Raw genomic sequence first — 25518 nt, forward strand, 5'->3', positions numbered from 1 at the left:
ACGCGAACGTAAAACGACGTCGTCCCCGCGCAGGCGGGGATCCAATTTTCAAGCGTTACGTTGACGCATGCAGAACCTGGGCCCCCGCCCGCGCGGGGGCGACGGATTACGCCGCCACCATCTCCCGCATCCGCTCCACCAGAAACTCCCTGAGCACCCTGACGGCCGGCGACACCTGCCGCCGGTTCGCCAGCACCATGTACAGCGGCTGGTTGTTGCCCTCCCAGTCCGCGCACACGGTATGTAGCGCACCGCTTGCGAGATCGGCCTGCACGTCGATGCGCGAGCGGTAGCACAGCCCCAGGCCAGCCAGTGCCCAGCGCCGCACGATCTCGGAATCGTCGGCCACGCGGTCGCCGCGCACCGTCACCTCGATCTCGGCACCGTCCTTGTAGAAGCGCCAGCGGTCGTTGACCGACTCCTCCAGCATGAAGCACAGGCAGTTGTGCGCGGATAGGTCATGCGGCGACGCCGGCGCGCCGTGCCGCGCCAGATATGCAGGCGACGCGCACAGCACGCGGCGGTTCGTTTCCAGCAGCGGCAGCGCCACCATGCTGGACTCTCTCGGCTTGCCGAAGCGGAGCGCGATGTCGACGGGCTCGCGATAAATATCGGCCAGCCGGTCCGTCAGCTGCAGCCGCAGGCGCACGGCCGGATGCCGTTCCTGGAACGCGTTCAGCCACGGCAGCACGACGTGGCGGCCGAGGTCGGACGGCATCGAGATCTGCAATTGTCCCTCGATCGTGTTTTCTCCCGCACGTACCTCCGCCTCGGCGTCGCGCAGGCCGTCGAGCAGCGGGCGGCAGCGGGCCAGCAGGCGTTCGCCGGCCACCGTCAGGCGCATGCTGCGCGTCGTGCGCACGAACAGCGCCATACCGAGATCCGCCTCCAGCCGCTTCAGGCTCGCGCTGGCGACGGCAGGCGATACATCCAGCACGCGCGCGGCCGCGGAGAGGCCGCCTTGCTCGGCCGTGGTGACGAACAGTTCGAGGTCGCGCAGATTCATTTTTCAAACAAACTTTGAAAGTGATTTCTTGATTGCGCAGTTTATCAAAAAGATCGAAGCGCCCAGAATGACAACCATCGATCACCAAGGAGCCACCATGAAAGCCATTGCCTACCAGGACAACCTGCCCATCGCTCACGCCGATGCCCTCGTCGACATCACCCTGCCGGACCCGGTCGCGGCCGGCCACGACCTGCTCGTCGAGGTGCGGGCCGTGTCCGTGAACCCCGTCGACGTGAAGGTGCGCGCCGGCGCCAAACCGGCCGACGGCGAGTGGAAAGTGCTGGGCTGGGATGCCGCCGGCATCGTGAAGGCCGTCGGGCCGGACGTGACGCTGTTCCGTCCGGGCGACCGCGTCTGGTACGCCGGCTCCATCGCCCGCGCCGGCAGCAACAGCGAGCTGCAACTGGTCGATGAGCGCATCGCCGGCAGGATGCCGCAGTCGCTGGACTTCGGCGCCGCCGCCGCGCTGCCGCTGACGAGCCTCACGGCGTGGGAGCTGCTGTTCGACCGTCTCGACGTGCCGACCGACGAGCGCGGCGAAGGCAAGACGTTATTGGTGATCGGCGCGGCGGGCGGCGTCGGCTCGATCCTCGTGCAGCTGGCGCGCCAGCTGACCCGCCTGACGGTCGTCGGCACGGCATCGCGTGCGGAGACGCGCGACTGGGTGCTGAAGCACGGCGCCCACCACGTGATCGACCACGGCAGGCCGCTCACCGACGAGATCCAGCGTGCGGGCCTGGGCGCGCCGGACTACGTGATCAGCCTCACGCACACGGAGCAGCACTTCGACCAGATCGTCGAGATTATCGCGCCGCAGGGCAAATTCGGGCTGATCGACGACCCGGCCCCGATCGACGTCCGCAAGTTCAAGCGCAAGGCCGTGTCGCTGCACTGGGAACTGATGTTTACGCGCGCGCTGTTCTCGACGCCGGACATGATCCGCCAGCACGAGATTTTGAATCGCGTGGCGGACCTGATCGACGCGGGCACGATCCACTCGACGGCCAACGAGAATTTTGGACGCATCGATGCGGCGAACCTCAAGCGGGCGCACGCGCTGATCGAGTCGAACCGCGCGCAGGGCAAGATCGTGCTGGCGGGATTCTGATTACAAGCGCCGCGTAAATTCCATCGAAATCGGATAGACCATCTCGCACGGCTGCCCGTGGCACACGGCGGGCTTGTAGCGCATGGCCATCGCGGCGCTGGCGATGTAGCGGATCACGTCGTCGTCGAAGCTGCCCACCTTGCGCACCTCCTTCGCCTTGCCGTCCGCGCCGACCAGCACGTGCAGGCGCAGCAGGCCGCGGGCGCCGTACTTGCCGGCGACGGCCACCGCGAGCCGGTTGAATTCGACGGTGCCGTTCAGCGGATACGGCGGATCGTCGCCAGGTTCCAGCGCCGGATAACCATTGCGGACGATATCCTTCTGTTCGGGAGTGAGGCCATCCCAGCCGACGTTGGTCGGCAGCGGCGAGCGCACGTCCGTCTTCGCCAGAAGCGTGCCCGTGTCCGGCTCGGCCTGGTGCTGCTGGAACGTGTTCTCGGGCTTGGGACGGGCCAGCGCCCCGTTGCGGGCGCCAACATCGAGCGTGCCGACGCGGCCGCTGCCCGCATACGTGATGCGGTCGCCATCGACTGGACGGCCGTCGCGGAACTCGCCTTCGACCATGCCGCCGAGCGCGTACGTGAGACGCCCCTGGCCGTTCGGCCGGTCGGCGTGGAATTCGCCCTGGTAGGTATCGCCGTTCGGATAGATCTGCACGCCCTTGCCCTCGCGCCGCATCATCTTGAGGCCGCCTTCGTAGCGCAGCTCGCTGGCAAAGTGCAGGTAACCCTCGCCATCCGGCACGCCGTCGGTCAGCGAGCCGATGTATGTGAATTTGTCGCCTGCCTTCAGCTTCGCTTCGCCGCTGACGGCGCCGTGTGCGAGCGTGCCTTCGATGCGGCGCGTGGTGCCGTCCTTCGTCGTCCATTCGAGCACGCCCTTGCCTTCCGCATAGCCGTTGTTGCAGGGGCCCGTCCAGTGTACGGACTGGTCGTTGGGTGCCGGGAGAAGTTTGCCGACCTGGCAGTCGTCGGCGTGGGCCGCCTGTGCAAGGCAGGCAGCCAGGAGGAGAGGCAGGGCGGTTTTCATTTAGGCAAGAGTTGTTTCAGTAAATACATGCAGCTCTAGCATGCGGATTCGGATCGCATGCTCACCGATTCTCACCGCTGGCGCAGCCTGAGCGACATGTAGCTCAAGTCATGGCCGACCCCCGCGATCCGGAGCATGTCCGCCACGCGCGCGACGGTCGTGAAGCCGGCGCGCGCATACAGTTCGACCGCCGGCCGGTTGTCGGACAGGACCTCGAGATCGATCCACTCGATGTCCGTTTCGGCCCGCGCCCAGGCGGCCGCCGTTTCGAGCAGGCGTCGCCCGAGTCCGCGCCGCCGCCATACGCGGTGCACGCCCATGCCGAGCATGGCGCGGTGCGTCGCGGCCGGTTCGGGGCGGCCGCGCAGGTCGATGTGGCCGGCGATGTCGCCGTAGGCGTCGATGGCGAGCCACAGGCGGCGCCAGCCCGGCTGGCCGGCGGGGATGTCGATACCCTTGATGAATGCGATGCGCAGCCCGGCCGGCAGGCGCGGCTGGCCCGGCGCGATGGGCTGGAACAGCGGCGTGCCGTCGGCGCCGTTGTCGCGCAGGTGGTCGTCCAGGTAGGCGAAGAATGGCGCCAGGTCGGCTTCATTGGCCGGGCGGATCGTCAACGCCTCCGTGTTGTCCATCAATGCGGTCACAAAGCCCTTGCAATCAAAATCTTCTGGATGTCGCTCGTGCCTTCGTAGATCTGGCACACGCGCACGTCGCGGTAGATGCGTTCGACGGGGAAGTCGGCCACGTAGCCGTAGCCGCCGAACACCTGCATCGCCGACGATACCACGCGCTCGGCCATTTCGGATGCGAACAGCTTGGCCATCGCGGCTTCCATCAGGCAGGGCAGGCCCGCATCCTTCATCGCCGCGGCGTGCAGGATCAGCTGGCGCGCGGCCTCGATCTGCATCGCCATCTCGGCCAGGCGGAACTGCACCGCCTGGTGGTCGAAGATCGGAGAACCGAAACTTTCGCGTTCCTTCGCATACGCCAGCGCGGCCTCGAACGCGGCGCGCGCCATGCCCACCGATTGCGACGCGATGCCGATGCGTCCGCCCTCCAGGCCCGACAGCGCGATCTTGTAGCCTTGTCCTTCTTCGCCGATCAGGTTTTCAACCGGGACGCGGCAGTTGTCGAACACGATCTGCGCCGTGTCCGACGAATGCTGGCCCATCTTCTGTTCGATGCCGGCGACGATGTAGCCGGGCGTATCGGTCGGCACCCAGAACGCGCTGATGCCCTTCTTGCCGGCCGCCTTGCTTGTCACGGCCATGACGATCGCGACGTCGCCGTTCTTGCCGCTCGTGATGAACTGCTTGGTGCCGTTCAGGACGTAGTGGTCGCCGTCGCGCACGGCCGTCGTGCGCAGGGCGGCGGCGTCGCTGCCCGTGTGCGGTTCCGTCAGCGCGAAGGCGCCCAGCAAATCGCCCTGCGCGAGCGGGCGCAGCCAGCGTTCCTTCTGCGCCGCGTTCGCGTACGTCATCGCGATCGAGCACACGGGGCAGTTATTGACCGAAATGATGGTGGAGGTGCCGCCATCGCCGGCCGCGATCTCTTCCAGCACCAGCGCCAGCGCGACGTAGTCGAGGCCCGCGCCGCCGTACTGCTCGGGCACGGCCACGCCGAACGCGCCCAGCTGGGCCAGTTCCTTCAGCTCGTCCTTCGGAAAATGGTGCTCGCGGTCCCAGCGTGCCGCATTGGGCGCCAGGCGTTCCTGCGCGAAGGTGCGCAGGGCGTCGCGGATCATCTGGTGTTCTTCGGTCAGTATCATTTTTGGGTGGGGCCTTCCCAAACCTACTGCGCGTTGCCGCTCGCTACGGTTTGGGAAGGCCCTTTAGCATGAGTGGGTGATTAAAAAAATCTCTTACCACGGGATAGGTGTCCCGTCGTAATTGAGGAAGGCGCCGTTCTGCGCCGGCGTCGCGTTGGCCAGGGTGGCGCGTAGCCCGGCCGCGCTCTGCTCGACGGTGAGCGTGGCGCTCGCGCCGCCCATGTCGGTCTGCACCCAGCCCGGATGGAACGTCAGGCACGTCGCGCCCTGCGGGCCGTACGTCAGCGCGGCGTCGGCCAGCACGGAATTCAGCGCGGCCTTGCTGGCGCGGTACAGCGAGCCCTGGTTGCTCGTGCGCGCGCCGATGGAACCCATGCGCGACGAGATCACGGCCACCTTGCCGCGCGTGGCAGTCACCAGCGGCGCGACGATCGGCAGCAGGCGCATCGCGGCCAGCACGTTCGTGTGCATGACGTCGTCGAACTCCTTCTCCGTCGGGAAGCCGGCGTGATCGGGGCCGTACACGCCCGCGACGAGCCAGGCGGCGTCGACCTTTTCGTCGTCCAGCTTCCAGCCCAGGCCACCGATCGATTCGGCATTCGTGACGTCGACCTGGTGCGCTTCCGCGCCCAGCCGGCGCAGCGCATCGCAATCCGCGGGCTTGCGCGCGGTGGCGATGACGCGCCAGCCGTCGGCGCGGTATTGACGGGCCAGTTCGAGGCCGATGCCGCGCGAGGCGCCGATGATGAGGGCTGTGGACATGGGGTCTCCTGAAGGGGCCTCGCAAACCTACTGCGCGTTGCAGGTTCGGCCTGCGATGCTCGCTGTACCGTAAGTACAGCTGCGCTTCTCGGCCAAACCTGCGGCCGCTCGCTACGGTTTTCGAGGCCCCGGTAAGCTAACAGTTGATCGGAAATTCGTTAGCCTAACGTCAAAAGCACAGGTGCGTCGGACGAGAGGCGACGGCAATTTATACCATCTCGATCGCCATCGCGGTCGCTTCGCCGCCGCCGATGCACAGCGACGCCACGCCGCGCTTGCCGCCCGTCTTCTTCAGCGCGCCCAGCAGGGTGACGATGATGCGCGCGCCCGACGCGCCGATCGGGTGGCCCAGCGCGCACGCGCCGCCGTGGACGTTGACCTTGCTGTGCGGGATGTCCAGCTCGTGCATCGCGGCCATCGGCACGGCGGCGAACGCTTCGTTGATCTCGAAGAGGTCGACGTCTTTCGGCGTCCAGCCAGTCTTCTTGAACAGCTTCCGCAGCGAGCCGATCGGCGCGGTCGAGAACTGGTCCGGTTCCTGCGCGTGCGTCGTGTGCGCGACGATGCGGGCGAGCGGCGTCACGCCCAGTTCCTTCGCCGTCGATTCGCGCATCATGACGAGGGCCGCGGCGCCGTCGTTGATCGACGACGAAGACGCCGCCGTGATCACGCCATCCTTCTTGAACGCCGGGCGCAGCGTCGGGATCTTGTCGACCTTCGCCTTGACGGGGCCTTCGTCCTTCTCGACGATCGTTTCGCCCAGGCGGTTCGCGACGGTCACCGGTGCGATCTCCCACTGGAAATCGCCGGACTCGGTGGCGTTCTGCGCGCGCTTGACGGATTCGATCGCGAACGCATCCAGCTGCTCGCGCGAAAAACCGTACCTGGCCACGCACTCCTCGGCGAACGTGCCCATCGAGCGGCCTTCGCCCGTCTTCTCGTTGCGCGAATACGCGTCTTCCAGGCCGTCCATCATCATGTGGTCGAACATGACGCCATGGCCGAGGCGGTAGCCGCCGCGCGCCTTCGGGATCAGGTACGGGGCATTGGTCATCGACTCCATGCCGCCCGCCACGACGACGTCCGCGCTGCCGGCCTTGAGCACGTCGTGCGCGAAGATCGCGGCCTGCATCGCGGAGCCGCACATCTTCGACAGCGTGACGGCGCCGGTCGACAGCGGCAGGCCCGCCTTGATCAGCGCCTGGCGCGCCGGCGCCTGGCCCTGGCCGGCCATCAGGCAGTTGCCGAAGTAGACGTGTTCGACGAGGCTCGCGTCGACGCCGGCGCGCTCGACGGCCGCCTTGATCGCCACGGCGCCCAGGTCGCTCGCGGATTTCGAAGAGAAGTCGCCCTGGAAGGCGCCCATCGGGGTACGGGCGGCGCCGACGATAACGATTGGATCATTCATTGTGTAAGGTCTCCAAGTAATGGGGTTGCGGCGACGGTGTCGCCGGGTTCGTTGGGTCCGCGAGATGGAACCGGATGTGCTGCGGATACGGAAAAATGTCTTCGAGCTCGCCTGCGAGGATGCGGTCCTTGTGAGACTGCCACCAGACGCGCGTCAATAGTGCGGCATGGTGTTTCATGAACGCGGCGCGTATCTTTGGGTTCGCGAGCAGGAAGCGCGCGAATTGTTCGGGAAAGACGTCGTGCTTGCCGATGGGATACCAGGGCTCGGCGGCCATCTCGTCTTCCTCGTTCCGCGGCTGCGGGATGTCGCGGAAGTTGCAATCGGTGAGGTACTCGATCTCGTCGTAGTCGTAGAACACGACGCGGCCATGTCGGGTCACGCCGAAGTTCTTGTACAGCATATCGCCCGGAAAAATATTCGCGGCGACGAGGTCGCGGATCGCATTGCCGTACTCGAACACGCCATGTTCGATGAGGTCGTCGTCGTCGCTGCGCTGTGCACGGTCCAGGTAGATATTCAGTGGCACCATGCGCCGCTCGATGTACAGGTGCTTGATGACGATGTGGTCGCCTTCGATGTCGACGAGCGAAGGGGCGAACCGGCGCAGTTCGGCCAGCAGTTCCTCGTCGAAGCGGGACAGCGGAAAGGCCACGTCCGAGTACTCCAGCGTGTCCGCCATGCGGCCCACGCGGTCGTGGTGTTTCACCAGCAGGTATTTTTCCTTGATGCGGGCCCGCGTCGTCTCTTTCGGCGGCGGATAGAAATCCTTGATCACCTTGAACACGTACGGAAAGGAGGGCAGTTCGAACACGAGCATCACGAGTCCGCGGATGCCGGGCGCGATACGGAAGGCGTCGGAGCTGTGCTTCAGGTGCTGCAGGAAGTCGCGGTAGAACAGCGTCTTGCCCTGCTTTTGCAGGCCGAGGATCGTGTAGATTTCGCTGCGCGGCTTTTTCGGCATCAGGCTGCGCAGGAATTGCACGAACGCCGACGGCACCTCCATGTCGACCATGAAATAGGCGCGCGTGAACGAGAACAGCAGGATCACCTGCTCGGGGTCGGTCAGCACCGCATCGAGGACGAGCCGGCCGGCGCGGTCGTGCAGGATCGGCACGACGAACGGATGCTCGCGGGCGCCGTTGATGACGCGGCCGACGATGTAAGCGGCCTTGTTGCGGAAGAACAGGCTCGACAGCACGTGCAGCTGCTGGTTCGGCTCGCGCTCGTGCAGGCCGAAATGCTCGACCATGCGTGCCTCCACGAGCGCGATGTCGCGGTCGAGGTCGGCGAACGGACAGTCGAGCTGGAAATTCGTCACCATGCGCCGCAACGAGAAGCGCAGGCCGTCCGCCGCCGGGTAGTACACGCGGTAGGTCGGGGCCGGCTCGTCCGTCTCGATGTATTCCGTCGAAACGGCCGGGCGCACGAAGATGAAATCGTTGCGGTAATAGCTGCGGTGCAGGATGTGGCAGCAGACGGAATTGAAGAAGCTCTCCGCCAGTTCCGGGCGCTTGTGGTCCGTCAGCAGGCCGATGTAATGCAGCTTGGTCTCGCGCCAGGTGTCGTCGTCGAGGTCTTCCGGCGCGTATTCGTCTTCCAGCGCATGTACGCATTCCTGCACGCGCTTGTCGTAGAAATCGATGCGCTTGCGCGCGGCCTGCTGGGCCGTCGTCCAGTCGGCACGCTCGAACCAGGTCTTGGCCGTCTTGCTGGCCTGGCGGAACAGCGTGTAGTGGCGGTCGAAGCCGTCCAGGATGGTGCGGGCGATGTCGAAGGCGATCTGGGACGACAGCAGCTTGGGGAAAGTGGCCTGGGTCATCGGGCGGCTCGCGCGGTGGGAACGTTATTGTTATTGTATTACCCGATCCGTCGTTCCCGCCTGGGGGGCGGGAGCGACGTTCGTGGCTTTCGGGCTACGTGGAGTTGTTGTTCAGCCGGCTCTTGCCGATCTTCTTGTTCGCCCGGTCTCCTCTTCTCCACAAACTTACATCGTCTCGCCGAACAGCTCGCGCCCGATCAGCATGCGACGGATTTCGCTCGTACCGGCGCCGATCTCGTACAGCTTGGCGTCGCGCCACAGACGGCCCACCGGATATTCGTTGATATAGCCATTGCCGCCCAGCGTCTGGATCGCCTCGCCGGCCATCCACGTCGCCTTTTCCGCGCTGTACAGGATGGCGCCAGCCGCGTCCTTGCGCAGGGCGCGGACCTGTTCCGGCGACTGTGCACGGTCGCAGGCTTGACCTACCGCATAAACATACGCGCGACAAGCCATCATCGTCGAATACATATCGGCCACTTTGCCCTGCATCAATTGAAACTCACCAATTGCTTGACCGAACTGCTTGCGCTCGTGGATATAAGGCACTACCGCGTCCATACACGCCGACATGATGCCCAGCGGGCCGCCGGAGAGCACGGTGCGTTCGAAATCCAGGCCCGACATCAGCACGTTTACGCCTCTGCCCACGCCGCCCAGCACGTTTTCGACGGGCACTTCGCAATCCTGGAACACCAGCTCGCCCGTGTGCGAACCGCGCATGCCCAGCTTGTCCAGTTTTTGGGCGATCGAGAAACCTTTAAAACCCTTCTCGATGAGGAAGGCGGTCATGCCGCGCGGGCCGGCCTCGATGTCGGTCTTGGCGTAGACGACGAGCGTGTCGGCGTCCGGACCGTTCGTGATCCACATCTTGGTGCCGTTCAGCACGTAGCGGTCGCCCTTCAGCTCGGCGCGCAGCTTCATGCTGACGACGTCGGAGCCGGCGTTCGGCTCGGACATGGCCAATGCACCGACGTGCTCGCCCGAGATCAGCTTCGGCAGGTATTTGCGCATCTGCTCTTCGTTGCCGTTGCGCTTGATCTGGTTCACGCACAGATTCGAGTGGGCACCGTACGACAGGCCCACGGAGGCCGAGGCGCGCGAAATTTCTTCCATGGCGACGATGTGCGCCAGGTACCCCATATTGGCGCCGCCGTATTCCTCGCCGACGGTGATGCCGAGCAGGCCCAGTTCGCCCATCTTTTTCCACAGGTCCATCGGGAACTGGTCGGTGCGGTCGATCTCGGCCGCGCGGGGGGCGATTTCGCTCGCGGCGAACTGTTGTACAGCTTCGCGCAGGGCGGCGATGTCTTCGCCGTGGTCAAAGGTCAAGCCAGGGAGATGCAGCATGTCGTCCTCGTTCTCGTCGTCTAGTGGATGGCTGGTGGCCAGGCTAGATGATAGCGCGGAGTGACGTTAACGTAAACGTCAAGCGACTGCCCGTACTCAGCGGCGGCGCCTGCGCCACATCCTGCGTACCGCCCAGGCCGCGAGCAGGATGATGAACAGCCACGGCAGCAGATATGCGATGCCCGACACGGCGAACGCGATTCCCTGCGACAGGTTGCTGCCGAACTGTTCCAGTGAACGGCGGATCGGCGCCCAGAACGGCCGTTGCCGGTCCGAGCGGATGGACACGTTCAGGATGTCGGTGTCGACGCGCTGGGCGAGCTGGGCGCGCTTGCCGTCCGCCGTTTCATACTTCGACTGGATCTCGGCCAGTTCGCGGTTGACCTTGATCAGTGCGTCGACGTCGTTGCCGGCGCGGTTACGCAAGGCTTCGAGACGGCTGCGATAGTCGTCCAGCATGGCCAGTTCGCGTGCCGTATCCGTGATCGGGCCGGACAGGTCTTCGACGTGCGTCGACTGGCGGGCAAGCTTGGCTTGTTTCCCCATTGCCGCGATCAGTGCCGGGACGACGTCCGGCCTGGCACGGAATTTCAGCGATGCCGCGGCGTCGGGCTCGCTGTCGATGCGCGACTCCAGCAGGGTGCACGCGGCGGCGGCTGCACGGCAGGCGCGCAGGCCGTCCGCATACAGGGTTGCCACCTTGTCCGGTGCAGCGTCGACGTCGACGAAGTGCTCGTAGGCGAGTTGCCGCGCCGCGTTTGCGCGGTCATGTTGTGCGATGGCCGCCTGCTCGCGCATCGGCATCTGCTGCACCTTCGAGCAGCCGGCGAGCGTGGCAAGCAGCAGCGCGAGGGATAGGTAGGAAAAGAAATTACGATGCATGCCTGATTGCTTCCTGGATTGGTTCGTCTGGAACCCCAAGATAGCAAATCGCCCCCCGGAAAAAGACGCGCTTTATATCAGGCTGCGTCCTTCTCGCCGGCATCCTCGTCCAGCAGTATGCCGGCAGCACCCGATTCCGCCAGCAGCCGCCGGCATTCTTCTTCGTGAACAGAAATTTCCGCCAGCGACATCTCGATATCCGCCCGCTGCTGCTCCAGCGTCTCGCGCTGGTGCGCCAGCACGCCCAGGAAACGGTTGATCTGGGCCACGGTGTCCTTCGGCGTCTCGTACATGTCGATGATGCTTTTGATCTCGGACAAGGTCAGGCCCAGGCGCTTGCCGCGCAGCGTCAGTTTCAGCCGGGTGCGGTCGCGCGGCGTGTAGACACGGTTGCGTCCGCCCTGGCCCTCGCGCATCGGGCTCAGCAGCCCCTGGTCTTCGTAGAAGCGGATCGCACGCGCGGTGATGTCGAATTCGCGTGCCAGTTCGGCGATGGTATAGGTGGTGGCCATGGTGTTCTGCGGGTCAAAAGTGGCGCGGTCCGGAATCGCTTAGAATCACAGCCTGCGCCTTCCGTTTACGTTTACGTCAAAGCGTTTGCGGCATTGTAACGCGCCTGCGCCCTGCATCCCTACGAAAGTCCATTGCATGAATCCCCTCGAAGCCCAGCTCAGCTATCCATTCGGCGATGTCATTCCCCCTCTCGGCACGGTCACGGACGTGGCGCCCGGCCTGTCGTGGCTGCGCATGCCGCTGCCGTTCGCCCTCGACCATATCAATCTGTGGCTGCTCGACGATGCTGCGGAAGGCAAGCGCGGCTGGTCCCTCGTCGACTGCGGCGCCGGCACCGATGCGACCCGGGCCGCCTGGGAACAGCTGTTCACGGACGCGATGGAAAACCGGCCGTTGCTGCGCGTGTTCGCCACGCACTGTCACCCCGACCACGTCGGTTTGTCCGGCTGGCTGTGCGACCGGTTCGACGCCCCGTTCTGGATCAGTACGGGCGAGTTCGGCTTCGCGCGCATGATGGCCGCCGCGCTGCCGGGCGTGGACGGCCCGTCGGCGATCCCGCATTTCCAGCGTCACGGCCTCGTCGACCCTGGCATGCTCGAGCAGATGCAGAGCCGCAAGAATTACTACCCGTCGCTCGTGCCGGCCGTGCCGGCGGCATACACCCGCCTGCAGGATGGCCAACGGGTCGTCATTGGCGCGCGGGAATGGCGCCTGATCACCGGTTTCGGTCACTCGCCGGAACACGTCTCCCTGTACGACGAACAAGACCGCATCCTGATCTCGGGCGACATGGTGCTGCCGCGCATTTCGACGAATGTTTCCGTGTTTGCCGTCGAGCCGGAAGGCAATCCACTGCAACTGTACCTGGATTCGCTGGACAAGTTTGCCGACCTGCCCGACGACACCCTCGTCCTGCCCGCGCACGGCAAACCGTTCCGCGGCTTGCACACCCGCATCGCGCAGTTGCGCGCGCACCATGCGGCACGGCTGGACGAAGTCCGCGCCGTCTGCGCCGAGCCGAAATCCGCAGTTGACATTGTCCCGTTGATGTTCAAGCGACAACTCGATGCGCACCAGCTCAGTTTTGCGATCGGCGAGGCCTTGGCCCATCTTCATTATCTTTGGTACAACGGTAACCTCGTGCGTGTAACCGGCGACGATGGCATCGTCCGTTTTAAGTTGACTTAAAACAACATATCAAGGCTAACGGGTGTCGCAAAAATCACGACAATCTAACCGGACTTCTCATCACTTTGTTGACTCTTGGCATCATTTGTCGTGCTAAAAGGAAGAAATGTTCCAATTTTCAGTAAGAAATTGAACGAGCAAACGTTTTCCTTTTCCTGTAGGATATTTTTCACACATATCTCACAGAATGCTGGATACAACGGGAATTGCTGGACAGCACTGTGAGAATTGATCAATACTCACTTGTTTGTTACCTACAGCCTCTCCTGCCGTCACAGACGGTCTGGTCAACGGAGCGACCTAATGACGGCTTTGCATGAACCCTTAGTGCCACCCATGAATTCGACTAACGAACGGGAGAGCTTCAGCGAGCGCCTGCAGCAAGCCCTGAAAAACGCCCATTATTCTCCGGACAGTCCCACCCGGCTCGCGCGGGAATTTAACATTCGCTTCGAGGGCCGTCCGATTACGGTCCACGCGGCACGTAAATGGCTGGTCGGAGAGGCGATCCCGACCCAGGAAAAACTGCGCATGATCGCGCAGTGGCTGGGTGTGCCGGCCGACTGGCTGCGCTTCGGCGGTTCGGAAAATGCCGCCGCCAATGGCGACGGCGCCGACGGCAGCACCCGGTTCGAATCGGCCGACGTCAAGCTGATCGCGGACCTGCAACGCCTGGACGAGCACCACAAGCAGCTGGCGCGCGAATTCATCCGCATGCTCGTGCGCATGAATCACCAGCAGCAGAAATAATCCTTCCTGATCGCCATCAGATTCACGATGGCCGAATCTCATGATGCGGCGTCCGCAACTTCCGGGCGCCGCGTCACGCACTTCTGTACTGCAATTTTTTTCTGCGATTAGTCCGCACAAACCGCCGAGTCTCGCGCATAATCGGTAACGCTAACGGAACGTCGCAACCGTCGAGTTCGCGTTCCTGCCTGGCGCCCGCCAGCGGCACTTCGAAAAACCGTCGGCGGTTTATCGACCTGCCTTAGTGTTATCGGTCATATAAGGATGCAGTCGCCTCATGATTAATAACTACAGCAACACCGCGCAGTTGAAGGATCTCATGACAGCACCGCCGATGACGGCGGCCCAGCACGCAGAAATCATGCGCAAGCGTAACGAGCAGCGCAGAAAAATCGAAGACGCAAGAGAACAGAGACGGGCCGAACGCGACCCGTACGGCGACAACGCCTGATCAGGGCGTCGCGTCGTTCATGCCGCCCCAGCGCGGGGCGAGATCGTTCGTCACGCCCAGCAGGTCCATGACGCGCGCCACCGTGTGGTCGACCATCTCGTCGATCGTGGCGGGGCGGTGATAAAAGCTCGGCAGCGGCGGGAAGACGATGCCGCCCATTTCCGTGACCGCCGTCATGTTGCGCAGGTGCGCCAGGTTGAACGGCGTCTCGCGCACCATCAGGATCAGGCGCCGGCGTTCTTTTAAAACGACGTCAGCGGCGCGCGCGATCAGGTTGTCCGACAAGCCATGCGCGACCGCGGCCAGCGTCTTCATCGAACAGGGCGCGATCACCATGCCGGCCGTCTGGAACGAGCCGCTGGCGATCGAGGCGCCGATCTCGCGGTTGCGGTGCACCACATGGGCGAGCGCTTCCACGTCGCGCCGTTGCAGGCCGACTTCCTGGTGCAGGGTGAGGGTGGCGGCGTCGGAAATGACGAGGTGCGTCTCGACGCCGGGTACGGCGGCCAGCCGCCGCAGCAGCTGCACGCCATAGATCGCGCCGGTCGCGCCGGTGATGGCGACGACGATCCGGCGCGGGCCGGGATCAGCCATTCTTCTTGAGCAGGGCCTGCAGTTCGCCGGACTCGTACATTTCCGTCATGATGTCCGAACCGCCGACGAATTCGCCGTTCACGTACAGCTGCGGAATGGTCGGCCAGTTCGAGTATTCCTTGATGCCCTGGCGGACTTCCGCGTCTTCCAGCACGTTGACGGTGGCGATGTTGTCGACGCCGCAAGCCTTCAGGATTTGGATCGCGCGGCCCGAAAAACCGCATTGCGGGAACTGGGCGGTGCCCTTCATGAACAGCACGACAGGCGTGGCGGTCACGGTCTCTTTGATCCAGGTTTGTACGTCGCTCATTTGGTTCTGCCTTTGGTGAGAATTAGATAGATGACGGCATTTTATAAGAAAACCGGGACGGGCGTCCCGGCCGTCGCTTCAACGCTTCAACTTGGCAAACGCCGCCGCCATCGCGCCGCCGCCTGGCGCCGAACGCTCCTGTTTCTGGTGCTTATTCTGGTGATCCGCCATGCGCTTGCGGTCATCGCGATCCGCACGCTGCTGGGGTTGCGACCCCGCCTGCGGCGCGCTGTCCGACAAACGCATCGTGAGCGCGATGCGCTTGCGCTTGACGTCCACTTCCAGCACTTTCACCTTCACGACCTGGCCCGCCTTGACGACCGTGTGCGGATCCTTTACGAACGTGTTCGACAGCGCCGAGATGTGCACGAGGCCGTCCTGGTGCACGCCGATGTCGACGAATGCGCCGAACGCCGCCACGTTGGTCACGACGCCTTCCAGGATCATGTCCGGACGCAGGTCCGAGATCTCCTCGACGCCTTCCTTGAACGTGGCCGTCGTGAATTCCGGACGCGGATCGCGGCCCGGCTTTTCCAGCTCCTTCAAGATATCGGTCACGGTCGGCACGCCGAATTTGTCATCCGCATACTTCGCCGGATTCAGGCGTTTGACCAGTGCGCTGTCGCCGATCACCGATTTGATGTCCTTCTGGATATCGGCCAGGATCTTCTCGACGACCGGATACGATTCCGGGTGCACGGCCGACGCGTCCAGCGGATTGTCGCCGTTCACGATGCGGAGAAAACCCGCCGCCAGTTCGAACGTCTTGTCGCCCAGGCGCGGCACCTTCTTCAGCGCGGCGCGCGACGCGAACGCGCCTTGCTGGTCGCGGTAGTTGACGATGCTCTGCGCGACGCTGCTCGACAGGCCCGACACGCGCGCGAGCAGCGGCGCCGATGCCGTGTTGACGTCCACGCCGACCGCGTTCACGCAATCCTCGACGACGGCGTCGAGCTGGCGCGCGAGCTGCGTCTGCGACACGTCGTGCTGGTACTGGCCCACGCCGATCGATTTCGGATCGATCTTCACCAGTTCCGCGAGCGGATCCTGCAGGCGGCGCGCGATCGAGACGGCGCCGCGCAGCGACACGTCCAGTTCCGGCAGTTCGCGCGACGCGAATTCCGACGCCGAGTACACCGACGCGCCGGCTTCCGACACGACGATCTTCGTCAGCTTCAGCTCCGGGTTCTGCTTGATCAGGTCCTGCGCGAGTTTATCGGTCTCGCGCGATGCCGTGCCGTTGCCGATCGAGATCAGGGACACGTTGTGCTTCGCGGCGAGCCTGGCCAGCGTGTGCAGCGAACCGTCCCAGTCGTTGCGCGGCGCGTGCGGGTAGATGGTCGACGTGTCGACCACCTTGCCGGTCGCGTCGACGACGGCGACTTTTACGCCCGTGCGCAGGCCCGGGTCGAGGCCCATCGTCGCGCGCGGGCCCGCGGGTGCCGCGAGCAGCAGGTCCTTCAGGTTGCGCGCGAAGACCTGGATCGCATCGCCTTCCGCCTTTTCGCGCAGAAGCCCCATCAGCTCCGTCTCGATGTACATGAAGCTTTTTACACGCCACGTCCAGCGCGCCGTGTCGAGCAGCCATTTGTCGGCCGGACGGCCCGCGCCCTTGATGCCGAAGCGCGCGGCGATGCGGCTTTCGCACGGGTTGTGCGGCGCGTCCCATTTTGGTTTTTCCGGCTCGGAATCGAGGCGCAAGGTCACGTCCAATATACCCTCGCGGCGGCCGCGCATCAGCGCCAGCGCGCGGTGCGACGGCACGGTCGCCAGCGTTTCCGAGTAATCGAAATAGTCGGCGAATTTCTCGCCTTCTTCCTGCTTGCCGTCGACGACCTTCGATTCGACGACGCCGTGTTCCTGCACGTATTCGCGCAGCGATTGCAGCAGTTCCGCGTCTTCCGCGAAGCGCTCCATCAGGATCTGGCGCGCGCCGTCCAGCGCGGCCTTCGTGTCGGCCACGCCGGGGTTCGCGACGCCGTCCGCGTTGGTGAATCCTTCACGCAGGTATTTCGCGGCTTCGGCTTCCGGATCGCGCGCCGGGTCGTCGAGGAGGTCGTCGGCCAGCGGCTTCAGGCCGGCCTCGATCGCGATCTGGGCCTTCGTGCGGCGCTTCTGCTTGTACGGCAGGTACAGGTCTTCCAGCCGCGTCTTGTCTTCCGCGAGCGAGATCGCCTGCAGCAGCTCCGGCGTCATCTTGTTCTGTTCCGTGATGGACGAGATGATCGCGGCGCGGCGGTCTTCCAGTTCGCGCAGGTAGCGCAGGCGTTCTTCCAGCAGGCGCAGCTGGATGTCGTCGAGGCCGCCCGTGGCTTCCTTGCGGTAGCGGGCGATGAAGGGGACGGTCGCGCCTTCGTCGAGCAGGGCGATGGCGGCGGCCACCTGTGCCGGTTTGGCGGACAGTTCTTGAGCGAGGCGTTGTTCGATCGAAGGGAGCATAGATGAGTACGGTGGTCGGTGAATCGAACGACTTGTAACAGTTCGTTCGGAATTTTGCGCATTTTGTGCGATCTTACGTAACACAGCAAGTTCGTTCTGATCGGTACAGACACCAAAGCTCTCGGTGCCTCGACCAATACCAGGGATAAGAATGCACAATGTTCGTAGCACACCGCATCAGGTTGGACCCAAACAACGTACAGGCGACCTACTTTGCGCGCGCGGCCGGCACGGCCCGTTTTGCTTATAACTGGGCGCTGACGGAGTGGCAGAAGAGGTACGAAGCCTGCAAAACCGATCCGACGCTACCTAAGCCGTCCGAAGCGGCGTTGCGGCGCCTGCTCAACAGCATTAAACGCGAACAATTTCCTTGGATGTTGGCGGTCACCAAGAGCGCGCCGCAGATGGCTCTCATGCAGCTCGGACGAGCCTTCGGGAATTTCTTTGCCGGGCGCACTCGTTATCCGCGGTTTCGAAGAAAGGGGCAGGACGACCGCTTCACCTTGACCAACGATCAGATCAGGGTCGATGGCCGGCGAATTCGCATCCCGAAGCTGGGGTGGGTTCGCATGCGCGAGACGTTGCGCTTTATGGGCCGGATCGTCTCCGCTTCAGTCGCGCGTGTCGCCAACCACTGGTATGCCAGCATCACCGTCGAGACCTCCGATCTCCCCGCGCCGCCAGCCGAGAACCAAGGCACGGTCGGGGTGGATCTGGGTGTCAAGGCACTGGTCACCTTGTCGACCGGCGAATCTTTTGAAGGTCCAAAAGCGCTGCGTACCTTACTGATGCGCCTGCGACGACTGTCGCGTGCCCTGTCCCGTAAAGTCAAAGGGTCGCACAATCGCGCCAAGGAGAGGTTGAAACTGGCGGAGCTGCACGCGCGCATCGCCAATATCCGCCGCGAAAGCCTGCACCGGCTGAGCACAAGCATCACGCGCCGCTTTCACACGATCGGTATCGAGAACCTCAACGTCAAGGGCATGCTGGGCAACCGGCATTTGGCGCGAGCCATCGCCGACATGGGTTTTCGTGAGCTGCGTCGCCAGCTCGAGTACAAGGCCGCCTGGCGCGGCGGGCAGATCGTGCTGGCCGATCGCTGGTTCCCAAGCAGCAAGCTGTGCTCAGGCTGTGGATACCGGCTGGGCGAGCTCGGCCTCGATGTGCGTCGCTGGACCTGCCCGGGTTGCGGGGCGTCCCACAACCGCGACGTCAACGCCGCAACCAATCTAAGAAACATGGCGGTAAGTTCTACCGCATCGGCCTGTGGAGAGGAAGGCTCTGGCCCTGCGCGCGAGCGCAAGGTGTAACCGGCCTCGACGAAGCAGGAATCCAACGGCAAAATTAACTATGGTTAGCTTTGCGTAAGTTTGGAAGAACGGATGATACGCAATCGCGCCGTGAAAAAGCGTGCATTTTCCAAGAACGGATGCTGGTACCCTCAGCGTCATGAAAAAATTCTTACCGACCGCGTTTGGCGTCGCGCTGGGCACGCTGGTCTACACGCGCTGGCTGGACAGCGCCCACGTCTTCGACTGGGGGCGTGCCATCTTCGTGGGCGTCGTGTGCGGGATCGGCGCCGCCGTCTGGCCGGACAAGCGTGCCGGCAAGGCCGGCGGCGACGGACGATAGCCGGTCAAGCATCAGATCTGCGCCTGGCCACCATCGACGAACAGCTCGGCGCCGTTGACGAAGCTGGCGTCGTCGGACGCGAGGAATACGGCGGCTTTCGCGATCTCGTCCGGCTCGCCGACGCGGCCCAGCGGGATCTGCGCGGCCAGGTAGTCGACGAGGCCCTGTTGCGCGGCGGCGTCGTTGCCGGCCAGTTCGACGAGGCCGGGGGTGCGGGTGGCGCCCGGGCTGATCGTGTTGACGCGGATGCCGCGGTCCTTCAGGTCCAGGATCCAGTTGCGGGCGAAAGCGCGCACGGCGGCCTTGCTGGCGGCATAGACGCTGAACGCCGGGGTGCCGGAGCTGCCGGCCGTCGAGCCGGTCAGGATCACCGAGGCGCCTTTCGACAGCAGCGGCAGCGCTTTCTGCACGGTGAACAGCGTGCCTTTCACGTTGCGGCCGAAGGTGTCGTCGAACTGTTCTTCCGTGATTTCACCCAGCGGGAGCATCGAGCCGCCGCCGGCATTGGCGTACAGGACGTCCAGGCGGCCGAAGCGGGCGCGGATCTCTTCATACAGGCCATCCAGCGCGGTCAGGTCGCTGGAGTCGACGCGTAATCCGATCGCGTCGTGGCCGATGCTGTTTACCGCGGCGTCCAGTTCGGCCTGGCGGCGGCCGGTGACGATCACCTGCGCGCCTTCGAGGGCGAAGCGTCGGGCGGTGGCCAGGCCGATGCCGCTGGTGGCGCCGGTGACGAGAGCGATTTTGTTGGCGAGTTTGGCAGTCATGATGTTCTCCGTTCGGTTGATGTCGAAGTCGACGGAAACCATCGTACCGAGGTAAACTCCACATTAAAATAGCACTGATCGCAAACTATCTTTGCATTTTTGTCGTGCATACTTCGGAAGGCCGATAGGCACCGGCGCCGGGATGCCGTAACATGTCGGGTTCGATAACTCATCGGTTCCCCGCCGACGACGAACGATGTCCCTGTTGCCCGATTTCGAAGGTCTCGCGATGTTCGCCAAGGTGGCCGAGGAACGCTCGTTCGCCGGCGCCGCGCGTGCGCTCGGGGTGTCGGTGGCGACCGTGTCGCGGGCCGTCGCGCGGCTCGAGGAGCGGCTCGGTGCGCGGCTGTTGAACCGGACGTCGCGCCAGCTGGCGCTGACGGAATTCGGCCGCACCATCGCGGACAGCGCATTGAAGATTTATCGCGAAGCCGAAGAGGCGGAACATGCCGCGCGCGAGATGTCGGCGCGGCCGCGCGGGCTCGTGCGGCTGGCCGTGCCGATGTCGTTCGGGGTGCGCTGGGTCGCGCCGCTGATGCCCGCGTTCTTCCGTGAATACCCCGACGTGCAGATCGACCTGCACCTGTCCGACGCCACCGTCGACCTCGTGGGGCAGGGCTTCGATGCCGCCTTGCGCATCGCCGTGCTGCCCGATTCGTCGCTGGTGGCGCGCAAGCTGTGTCCGGTGGCGCAGGTCATCGTCGCCTCGCCCGAGTATCTGGCAACGCGGGGAACGCCGCGGCATCCGTCCGAACTCGTGGACCATCCTTGCCTCGGCTATACCTATCGCGCGCGCGTCGACGTGTGGCGCTTCACCAACGAGGCCGGGGAGGAAGTCGCCATCAAGCCGGAGGGGCCGCTGCGGGTGACGAATTCGGACGCGCTCCTGCCCACCGTATTGGAGGGCCTGGCGATTGCCGAGTTCCCAGAATTTATTGCGGCAGATCATGTGCGCGCCGGGCGGCTTGTCCCCATACTGGAGGGCTGGCAGATGGCGCGCGGTGGCCTGTACTTTGTCACGCCATCTGCACGCACACGGCCGGCCAAGGTGGAAGCCCTGGCCGAGTTCTTCATGAAGCACCTGAGTGCGCCGGACTGGCGCCTCGTGTCATGACGCACCCGCAAAAAAATGCGTGATGGGGGCTGGCAAAGCGAGGCGCCAGAGTGTAACTTCTACTCTTTTCGTCTCGTAAAGTTTTACCTGCTACGTGCGATCCTTAACAAAGCTGTTCGGGTCGCATGACGGATAATAGGAATTGTTGTTTTTTCAAATTAAAGACTCGTGAGACCCATGCACACAGTTGATTTTCATCGCGACGACACCAGCGACGCACCGCCGGCTCGAGCACCTGCACGCGCTCCGGCCCTGCCCGCACCGGTGTTAAGCTGGCTGCAAAGGGTCGAGGCGGCAGCACATCCCCAGCCGAAGCTGACCGCGGAAGTCACTGACCCCAAGGCCGTCCAGTACAAATTCGTTTATGTCATGGCCCCGACCAGCGGCGGCCGTCACGTCGCGGTCTGCCTGTGCAAGGCGCGCCTGCGTCCGAACGGCGACGTGGCCGCGGCCAGCCCGGTGAGCGAAGTGTTCTCGCTGCTGTCGGCGCCGCCCGCGTACCTCGAAGGCGAGGACGAGGACCTGGTGCGTTTCTTCATCGCCATGCGCAGCGGCTCCAACCAGAGCACGAGCGCGACCGAGCCCAAGGGCAAGGTCGGCGCCATCCTGCTGCAGCAATTGCTCGCGCAAGGGAAACTGTTGTGGGCGAACTCGTGGTCCGACATGACCAATGGCCTGCTGTATCCGCTGCAGGCGGGGCCTGTGCGCAAGGCCAATCTCACGTGGCGCGACGAAGGCCGCGCGGCCAAGCTCGGCTGGTCGGTGGAGCCGGCCAAGGGCGCGACGCATCCCGGCGCCGACCTCGTCGACTACATGCTGCCGACGGATCCGCCGTGGTACATCGACAACCTGTCGTGCGGCCCGCTGGACCTGAACCGCGGCGGCATCGACATCTCGCTGGCCGACCTGCAGGCACTCGTGTCGCAGGCGCCGGCGCTGGCCGGCAACGACAAGAAACGCGTGTCGCAACTGCTGCTGGCGCATGGCCTGCAACAGCTGATGCCGCTGCCGCAGCCGCTCACGCAGCGCATCCGCACCGATGTGAAACCGCAGCCGCACCTGCTGCTGGACGCCATCCCGCAGGCCGAGGGTAACGGCCAGCGCTGGCAGGACTTCGCCGTGCTGTCGTTCGACTACGACGGCCAGCGCATCTCGTTCGACCCGGCCCAGCGCGTCGTGCGCCAGATCGGCGACGTCACCGAAGTCATCGAGCGCGACGAAGTGCTGGAAGCGGCCGCACTGGACACCCTGAACAAGCTGGGCTTCCGCAAGCCGGCCACGCCGCCGCTGTCGGCCCTGTCCGGCGCGCTGCTGCTGGATGGCCAGGCGCACTGGCTGCGCTTTGCCGAAAGCGACCTCGACGCGCTGTCCGACCTCGGGTGGCACGTGCAGAAGTCGCCGAAATACCGTTACGACGTCGTGCCGGTCGAAGAGTGGTATGCCGACATCGACGAGCCGCCCGAGGCCGGCAACGCGTGGTTCGAGCTGGAGCTGGGCATCGTTGTCAACCGCAAGCGCGTGCCGCTGCTGCCCGTGCTGGTGCAACTCATTCGCACGGCGCCGCTGGACTTCAATCCGGACGTGCTGGCCGCGCACGCGGAAGCCGACCAGATGCTGGCGACCCTGCCCGATGGCGTGCGCGTGGCGCTGCCGTGGGGCCGCGTGAAGCCCATCCTGTCGACCCTGGGCGAGCTGTATTTCAACGACAAGATCAAGAACAAGGTTCGCCTGTCGACGCTCGATGCGGCGCGCCTGGAAGAACTCGCCAAAGGCACCGAACTGACCTGGACGGGCGGCGAGCGCCTGCGCGAAACGGGCCGCAAGCTGAGCCAGTTCGGCAAGGTCAAAAAAGTCGATGCGCCGAAGGGCCTGCAGGCCACGCTGCGCGATTACCAGCTGGACGGCCTCGCGTGGATGCAATTCCTGCGCGAATACGACCTGGGCGGCATTCTCGCCGACGACATGGGTCTCGGTAAAACCGTGCAGACGATCGCCCACATCCTGACGGAAAAGGAAGCGGGCCGTCTCACGAACCCGGCGCTGGTCATCGCGCCGACGAGCCTCATGACGAACTGGATGGAAGAAGCCGCGCGCTTCGCGCCGGACCTGAAGGTGCTGCTGTTGCAGGGCAAGGAGCGCATGGATCTGTTCGACCAGATCGATGGCGCCGACATCGTGCTGACGACGTACGCGCTGCTGCCGCGCGACGAGGAAAAGCTGCGCGAGCACGAGTACCACCTCGTGATCCTGGACGAATCGCACTACATCAAGAACACGCGCTCGAAGGCGGCGCAGACGGCCGGCTCGCTGAACGCGCGCCACCGCCTGTGCCTGTCCGGCACGCCGCTGGAAAACCACCTGGGCGAGCTGTGGTCGCAATTCCACTTCCTGCTGCCGGGCCTGCTCGGCGACGAGAAGACGTTCAACACGCAATTCCGTCACCCGATCGAGCGCCAGGACGACCCGGTGCGCCGCATGCTGCTGAACCGCCGCATCAAGCCGTTCCTGCTGCGCCGCACGAAGGACCACGTGGCGAAAGAGCTGCCGGAAAAGACGGAGATGATCCGCCGCATCGAGATCACGGGCCCGCAGCGCGACCTGTACGAGACCGTGCGCCTGGCGATGGACAAGAAGGTGCGCGAGGAGATCGACCGCAAGGGCGTGGCGCGCAGCCAGATCGTCATCCTGGAGGCGCTGCTGAAACTGCGCCAGGTCTGCTGCGACCCGCGCCTGGTGAAGGCGATGCCGGGCAAGAAGAACACGGCGGCCGTGTCGGCCAAGCTGACGGACCTGATGCAGATGGTCGACGACCTGCTGGGAGAAGGCCGCAAGATCCTCGTGTTCTCGCAGTTCACGAGCATGCTGGGCCTCATCGAAGAGGAACTCGATGCGCGCAAGATCCCGTACGCGATTCTGACCGGCGAGACGCGCGACCGTTCCGCGCAGGTGGCGGCATTCCAGCAGGGCGCCGTGCCGATCTTCCTGATCAGCCTCAAGGCCGGCGGCGTCGGCCTGAACCTGACCGCGGCCGACACGGTCATCCACTACGACCCGTGGTGGAACCCGGCGGCCGAGAACCAGGCGACGGACCGTGCATGGCGCATCGGGCAGGACAAACCCGTGTTCGTCTACAAGCTCATCGCGAAGGGCACGCTGGAAGAAAAGATCCAGCTGCTGCAGCAAAAGAAATCGGAGCTGGCGGCGTCGATCCTGGCCGAAGGCGAATCGCAGAAGATGGCGCTCACGCAGGAAGACCTGCAGGCGATCTTCGCGCCGCTGGACGAGTAAGCGCGGCAGCGTCGTGGTCAAGAGGGCAAGCCAGGGCGGCTTGCCCTTTTTATTTGCGTATGCATATATTCAATATGCGTGTTCGACGCAACGGCCGGGGTCGGTTATCTATGCAAAGCGATATATCGGGCACTATACTTATTGTCCGGAATCATTCTTATTAAGGCCATCATGACGCGCAGCGCATCCGTCTCGGCGGACATCCCCACGGCGGACGCCTTTCGCACGATCGCCGAACTGGGCGGTGACCTGGCCTTCATCCTCGATTGCGCCACCGGCCTGCCGGCGTATGTCAGCCCGGGCGTCGACGACATGCTCGGCTATTCCCTCGCCGACATCCGCGCGCAGATGGACAAGGGCGGCGACGGCCCGCTGGCGGCCTTGTGCGCCGGCCTGCCGGAGCGGCTGCGCCGGTTTGCCGCCGGCGACGGGTCGCGCCTGCGCGTGATGCGCGAGTTCGACCTGCGCCGGCCGGATGGGAGCGAGGTGGCCGTCGAGGTGATTTCGACCCTGGCGCTGGACGCCGCCGGCCAGCCGCGGGCCCTGCTGGGCCTCGTGCGCGACGTGTCCGCGCGGCGCGAGCGGGAGCGCGAGAGAAAACGGTTTGCCAGCATGCTGAACCATGAATTCCGCACGCCGCTGTCGACGATCGACGGCGCGATCCAGCGGCTGGAGTCCCTGGGCACGAAGGCCGACGAGGCGACGCGCGAGCGCTACCGCAAGATCGCGACCGCGACCGACCGCCTGATCGCGATGCTGGACGACTACCTGTCCCCCGAGCGCATGGCCGCACTCGGCAGCCAGCGCCGCGAGAACAAGGTGGGGCCGAAGCTGCTGCTGGAAGAACTGGTGGCGCAGGCGCGCGCGGCCGGACGTCCCGTGACCCTGGAAGCCAGCGACCTGCCGGCCGCGCTGCGGGGCGAACCATCCGGCCTGCGCCTGGCGCTCAAGGTGTTATTGGACAATGCCCTGCGCTATACGCCGGCCGGCACCGCGCTGCACGTGGCGGGACGGCGGGTCGACGGCGGCGTCGAACTGGCGCTGCGCGACGAGGGCCATGGCGTGCTGGCGGACGACGTCGCGCGCATCTTCGACAAGGGCTATCGCGGCGCGAATGCCGAGGGTATCGCGGGCAGCGGGCTCGGGCTGTACATGGCGCGCTCCGTGGTGGAAGTGCACGGCGGTAGTTTGACATATGCATGTCCTCCAGAGGGCGGCGCCGAGTTCAGGCTATGGCTGCCGGCACAGGCGAGCGGGGCAAAAAGTCTTGCTTCCGGAATGACCAGCAGTGATAATCGGCATGGCGACCGGGGTTAGCCGCCCGACAACGAAGC

Annotated in this window: 23 protein-coding genes; 9 read left to right on the forward strand and 14 right to left on the reverse strand. The window is 64.6% G+C overall.

Annotated features, from left to right (window positions below; genetic code table 11):
• Nucleotides 1–106 precede the first annotated feature (106 nt).
• A complete protein-coding gene (locus tag ACEN98_RS02110) occupies nucleotides 107–1006 on the reverse strand; it encodes a LysR family transcriptional regulator (RefSeq protein ID WP_413381050.1) in 900 nt (299 codons plus the stop codon).
• A gap of 97 nt (nucleotides 1007–1103) precedes the next feature.
• Here ACEN98_RS02110 and ACEN98_RS02115 point away from each other — a divergent pair, with 97 nt between their 5' ends.
• Nucleotides 1104–2117 (forward strand): zinc-binding alcohol dehydrogenase family protein, encoded by a 1014-nt coding sequence (locus ACEN98_RS02115; RefSeq protein ID WP_413381052.1) that lies wholly within the window; start codon nucleotides 1104–1106, stop codon nucleotides 2115–2117.
• Here the strand turns inward: ACEN98_RS02115 and ACEN98_RS02120 are convergent, their stop codons facing one another.
• The 9 genes from ACEN98_RS02120 to ACEN98_RS02160 form a co-directional block, all read right to left on the reverse strand.
• Nucleotides 2118–3146 carry a hypothetical protein gene (locus ACEN98_RS02120; protein WP_413381054.1) on the reverse strand — a complete coding sequence of 343 codons (1029 nt, stop codon included), beginning with the start codon at nucleotides 3144–3146 and terminating at the stop codon, nucleotides 2118–2120.
• A 71-nt stretch (nucleotides 3147–3217) separates the two neighbouring features.
• A complete protein-coding gene (locus ACEN98_RS02125; RefSeq protein WP_413340634.1) occupies nucleotides 3218–3790 on the reverse strand; it encodes a GNAT family N-acetyltransferase in 573 nt (190 codons plus the stop codon).
• Nucleotides 3787–4914, reverse strand: coding sequence for an acyl-CoA dehydrogenase family protein (locus ACEN98_RS02130; RefSeq protein ID WP_413381056.1), 1128 nt, complete (start codon nucleotides 4912–4914; stop codon nucleotides 3787–3789). The genes ACEN98_RS02125 and ACEN98_RS02130 overlap by 4 nt, the downstream gene beginning before the upstream one ends.
• 93 nt (nucleotides 4915–5007) lie before the next feature.
• The gene (locus tag ACEN98_RS02135; RefSeq protein WP_413381058.1) at nucleotides 5008–5676 is read right to left on the reverse strand and encodes an SDR family oxidoreductase; all 669 of its coding nucleotides are present in this window, start codon (nucleotides 5674–5676) and stop codon (nucleotides 5008–5010) included.
• A 208-nt stretch (nucleotides 5677–5884) separates the two neighbouring features.
• On the reverse strand, nucleotides 5885–7084 hold the full coding sequence (locus ACEN98_RS02140) for an acetyl-CoA C-acyltransferase (protein ID WP_413381060.1): 1200 nt from the start codon (nucleotides 7082–7084) through the stop codon (nucleotides 5885–5887).
• A complete protein-coding gene (gene aceK, locus ACEN98_RS02145; protein ID WP_413381062.1) occupies nucleotides 7077–8906 on the reverse strand; it encodes a bifunctional isocitrate dehydrogenase kinase/phosphatase in 1830 nt (609 codons plus the stop codon). Before aceK ends, ACEN98_RS02140 begins: the two co-directional genes overlap by 8 nt.
• Nucleotides 8907–9071: 165 nt before the next feature.
• Nucleotides 9072–10256: an isovaleryl-CoA dehydrogenase gene (locus ACEN98_RS02150; RefSeq protein WP_413381064.1), complete on the reverse strand. Its 1185-nt coding sequence runs from the start codon at nucleotides 10254–10256 to the stop codon at nucleotides 9072–9074.
• 96 nt (nucleotides 10257–10352) lie between these two features.
• Entirely contained in the window at nucleotides 10353–11138 is a 786-nt protein-coding gene (locus ACEN98_RS02155; protein WP_413381066.1) for a DUF4349 domain-containing protein, read from the reverse strand.
• Nucleotides 11139–11215: 77 nt separating this feature from the next.
• Nucleotides 11216–11650 (reverse strand): MerR family transcriptional regulator, encoded by a 435-nt coding sequence (locus tag ACEN98_RS02160; protein ID WP_413381068.1) that lies wholly within the window; start codon nucleotides 11648–11650, stop codon nucleotides 11216–11218.
• A gap of 136 nt (nucleotides 11651–11786) precedes the next feature.
• Between ACEN98_RS02160 and ACEN98_RS02165 the strand changes: the two genes are divergently transcribed.
• The 3 genes from ACEN98_RS02165 (at nucleotide 11787) to ACEN98_RS02175 (ending at nucleotide 14040) form a co-directional block, all read left to right on the forward strand.
• Nucleotides 11787–12839: an MBL fold metallo-hydrolase gene (locus ACEN98_RS02165; RefSeq protein ID WP_413381070.1), complete on the forward strand. Its 1053-nt coding sequence runs from the start codon at nucleotides 11787–11789 to the stop codon at nucleotides 12837–12839.
• A gap of 336 nt (nucleotides 12840–13175) precedes the next feature.
• Nucleotides 13176–13589 carry a transcriptional regulator gene (locus ACEN98_RS02170; protein WP_036233319.1) on the forward strand — a complete coding sequence of 138 codons (414 nt, stop codon included), beginning with the start codon at nucleotides 13176–13178 and terminating at the stop codon, nucleotides 13587–13589.
• 277 nt (nucleotides 13590–13866) lie between these two features.
• The gene (locus ACEN98_RS02175) at nucleotides 13867–14040 is read left to right on the forward strand and encodes a hypothetical protein (RefSeq protein WP_371763166.1); all 174 of its coding nucleotides are present in this window, start codon (nucleotides 13867–13869) and stop codon (nucleotides 14038–14040) included.
• Here the strand turns inward: ACEN98_RS02175 and ACEN98_RS02180 are convergent, their stop codons facing one another.
• The 3 genes from ACEN98_RS02180 to ACEN98_RS02190 form a co-directional block, all read right to left on the reverse strand.
• Nucleotides 14041–14634, reverse strand: a complete 594-nt coding sequence (locus ACEN98_RS02180; RefSeq protein ID WP_413381072.1) for a UbiX family flavin prenyltransferase — start codon at nucleotides 14632–14634, stop codon at nucleotides 14041–14043.
• Nucleotides 14627–14944: a Grx4 family monothiol glutaredoxin gene (grxD, locus tag ACEN98_RS02185; protein ID WP_036233322.1), complete on the reverse strand. Its 318-nt coding sequence runs from the start codon at nucleotides 14942–14944 to the stop codon at nucleotides 14627–14629. The genes ACEN98_RS02180 and grxD overlap by 8 nt, the downstream gene beginning before the upstream one ends.
• A gap of 78 nt (nucleotides 14945–15022) precedes the next feature.
• A complete protein-coding gene (locus ACEN98_RS02190) occupies nucleotides 15023–17383 on the reverse strand; it encodes a Tex family protein (protein WP_413339497.1) in 2361 nt (786 codons plus the stop codon).
• 158 nt (nucleotides 17384–17541) lie between these two features.
• Between ACEN98_RS02190 and ACEN98_RS02195 the strand changes: the two genes are divergently transcribed.
• Both ACEN98_RS02195 and ACEN98_RS02200 read left to right on the forward strand, forming a co-directional pair.
• Nucleotides 17542–18693, forward strand: a complete 1152-nt coding sequence (locus ACEN98_RS02195; protein ID WP_413381074.1) for an RNA-guided endonuclease InsQ/TnpB family protein — start codon at nucleotides 17542–17544, stop codon at nucleotides 18691–18693.
• Between the two features lie 139 nt (nucleotides 18694–18832).
• Nucleotides 18833–19015, forward strand: a complete 183-nt coding sequence (locus ACEN98_RS02200) for a hypothetical protein (RefSeq protein ID WP_413381076.1) — start codon at nucleotides 18833–18835, stop codon at nucleotides 19013–19015.
• A gap of 11 nt (nucleotides 19016–19026) precedes the next feature.
• Here ACEN98_RS02200 and ACEN98_RS02205 read toward each other — a convergent pair whose 3' ends face one another.
• Entirely contained in the window at nucleotides 19027–19782 is a 756-nt protein-coding gene (locus ACEN98_RS02205; protein WP_413381078.1) for an SDR family oxidoreductase, read from the reverse strand.
• Between the two features lie 196 nt (nucleotides 19783–19978).
• Between ACEN98_RS02205 and ACEN98_RS02210 the strand changes: the two genes are divergently transcribed.
• From ACEN98_RS02210 to ACEN98_RS02220, 3 genes are all read left to right on the forward strand, one after another.
• On the forward strand, nucleotides 19979–20896 hold the full coding sequence (locus tag ACEN98_RS02210) for a LysR family transcriptional regulator (protein WP_413381080.1): 918 nt from the start codon (nucleotides 19979–19981) through the stop codon (nucleotides 20894–20896).
• A 177-nt stretch (nucleotides 20897–21073) separates the two neighbouring features.
• Entirely contained in the window at nucleotides 21074–24184 is a 3111-nt protein-coding gene (locus ACEN98_RS02215; RefSeq protein WP_413381082.1) for a DEAD/DEAH box helicase, read from the forward strand.
• A 171-nt stretch (nucleotides 24185–24355) separates the two neighbouring features.
• Nucleotides 24356–25501, forward strand: coding sequence for an ATP-binding protein (locus ACEN98_RS02220; RefSeq protein WP_413381084.1), 1146 nt, complete (start codon nucleotides 24356–24358; stop codon nucleotides 25499–25501).
• The last annotated feature ends 17 nt before the right edge of the window (nucleotides 25502–25518 follow it).

The sequence above is a fragment of the Massilia sp. CT11-137 genome, assembly GCF_047302885.1.
GTDB lineage: Bacteria > Pseudomonadota > Gammaproteobacteria > Burkholderiales > Burkholderiaceae_D > Telluria > Telluria orientalis.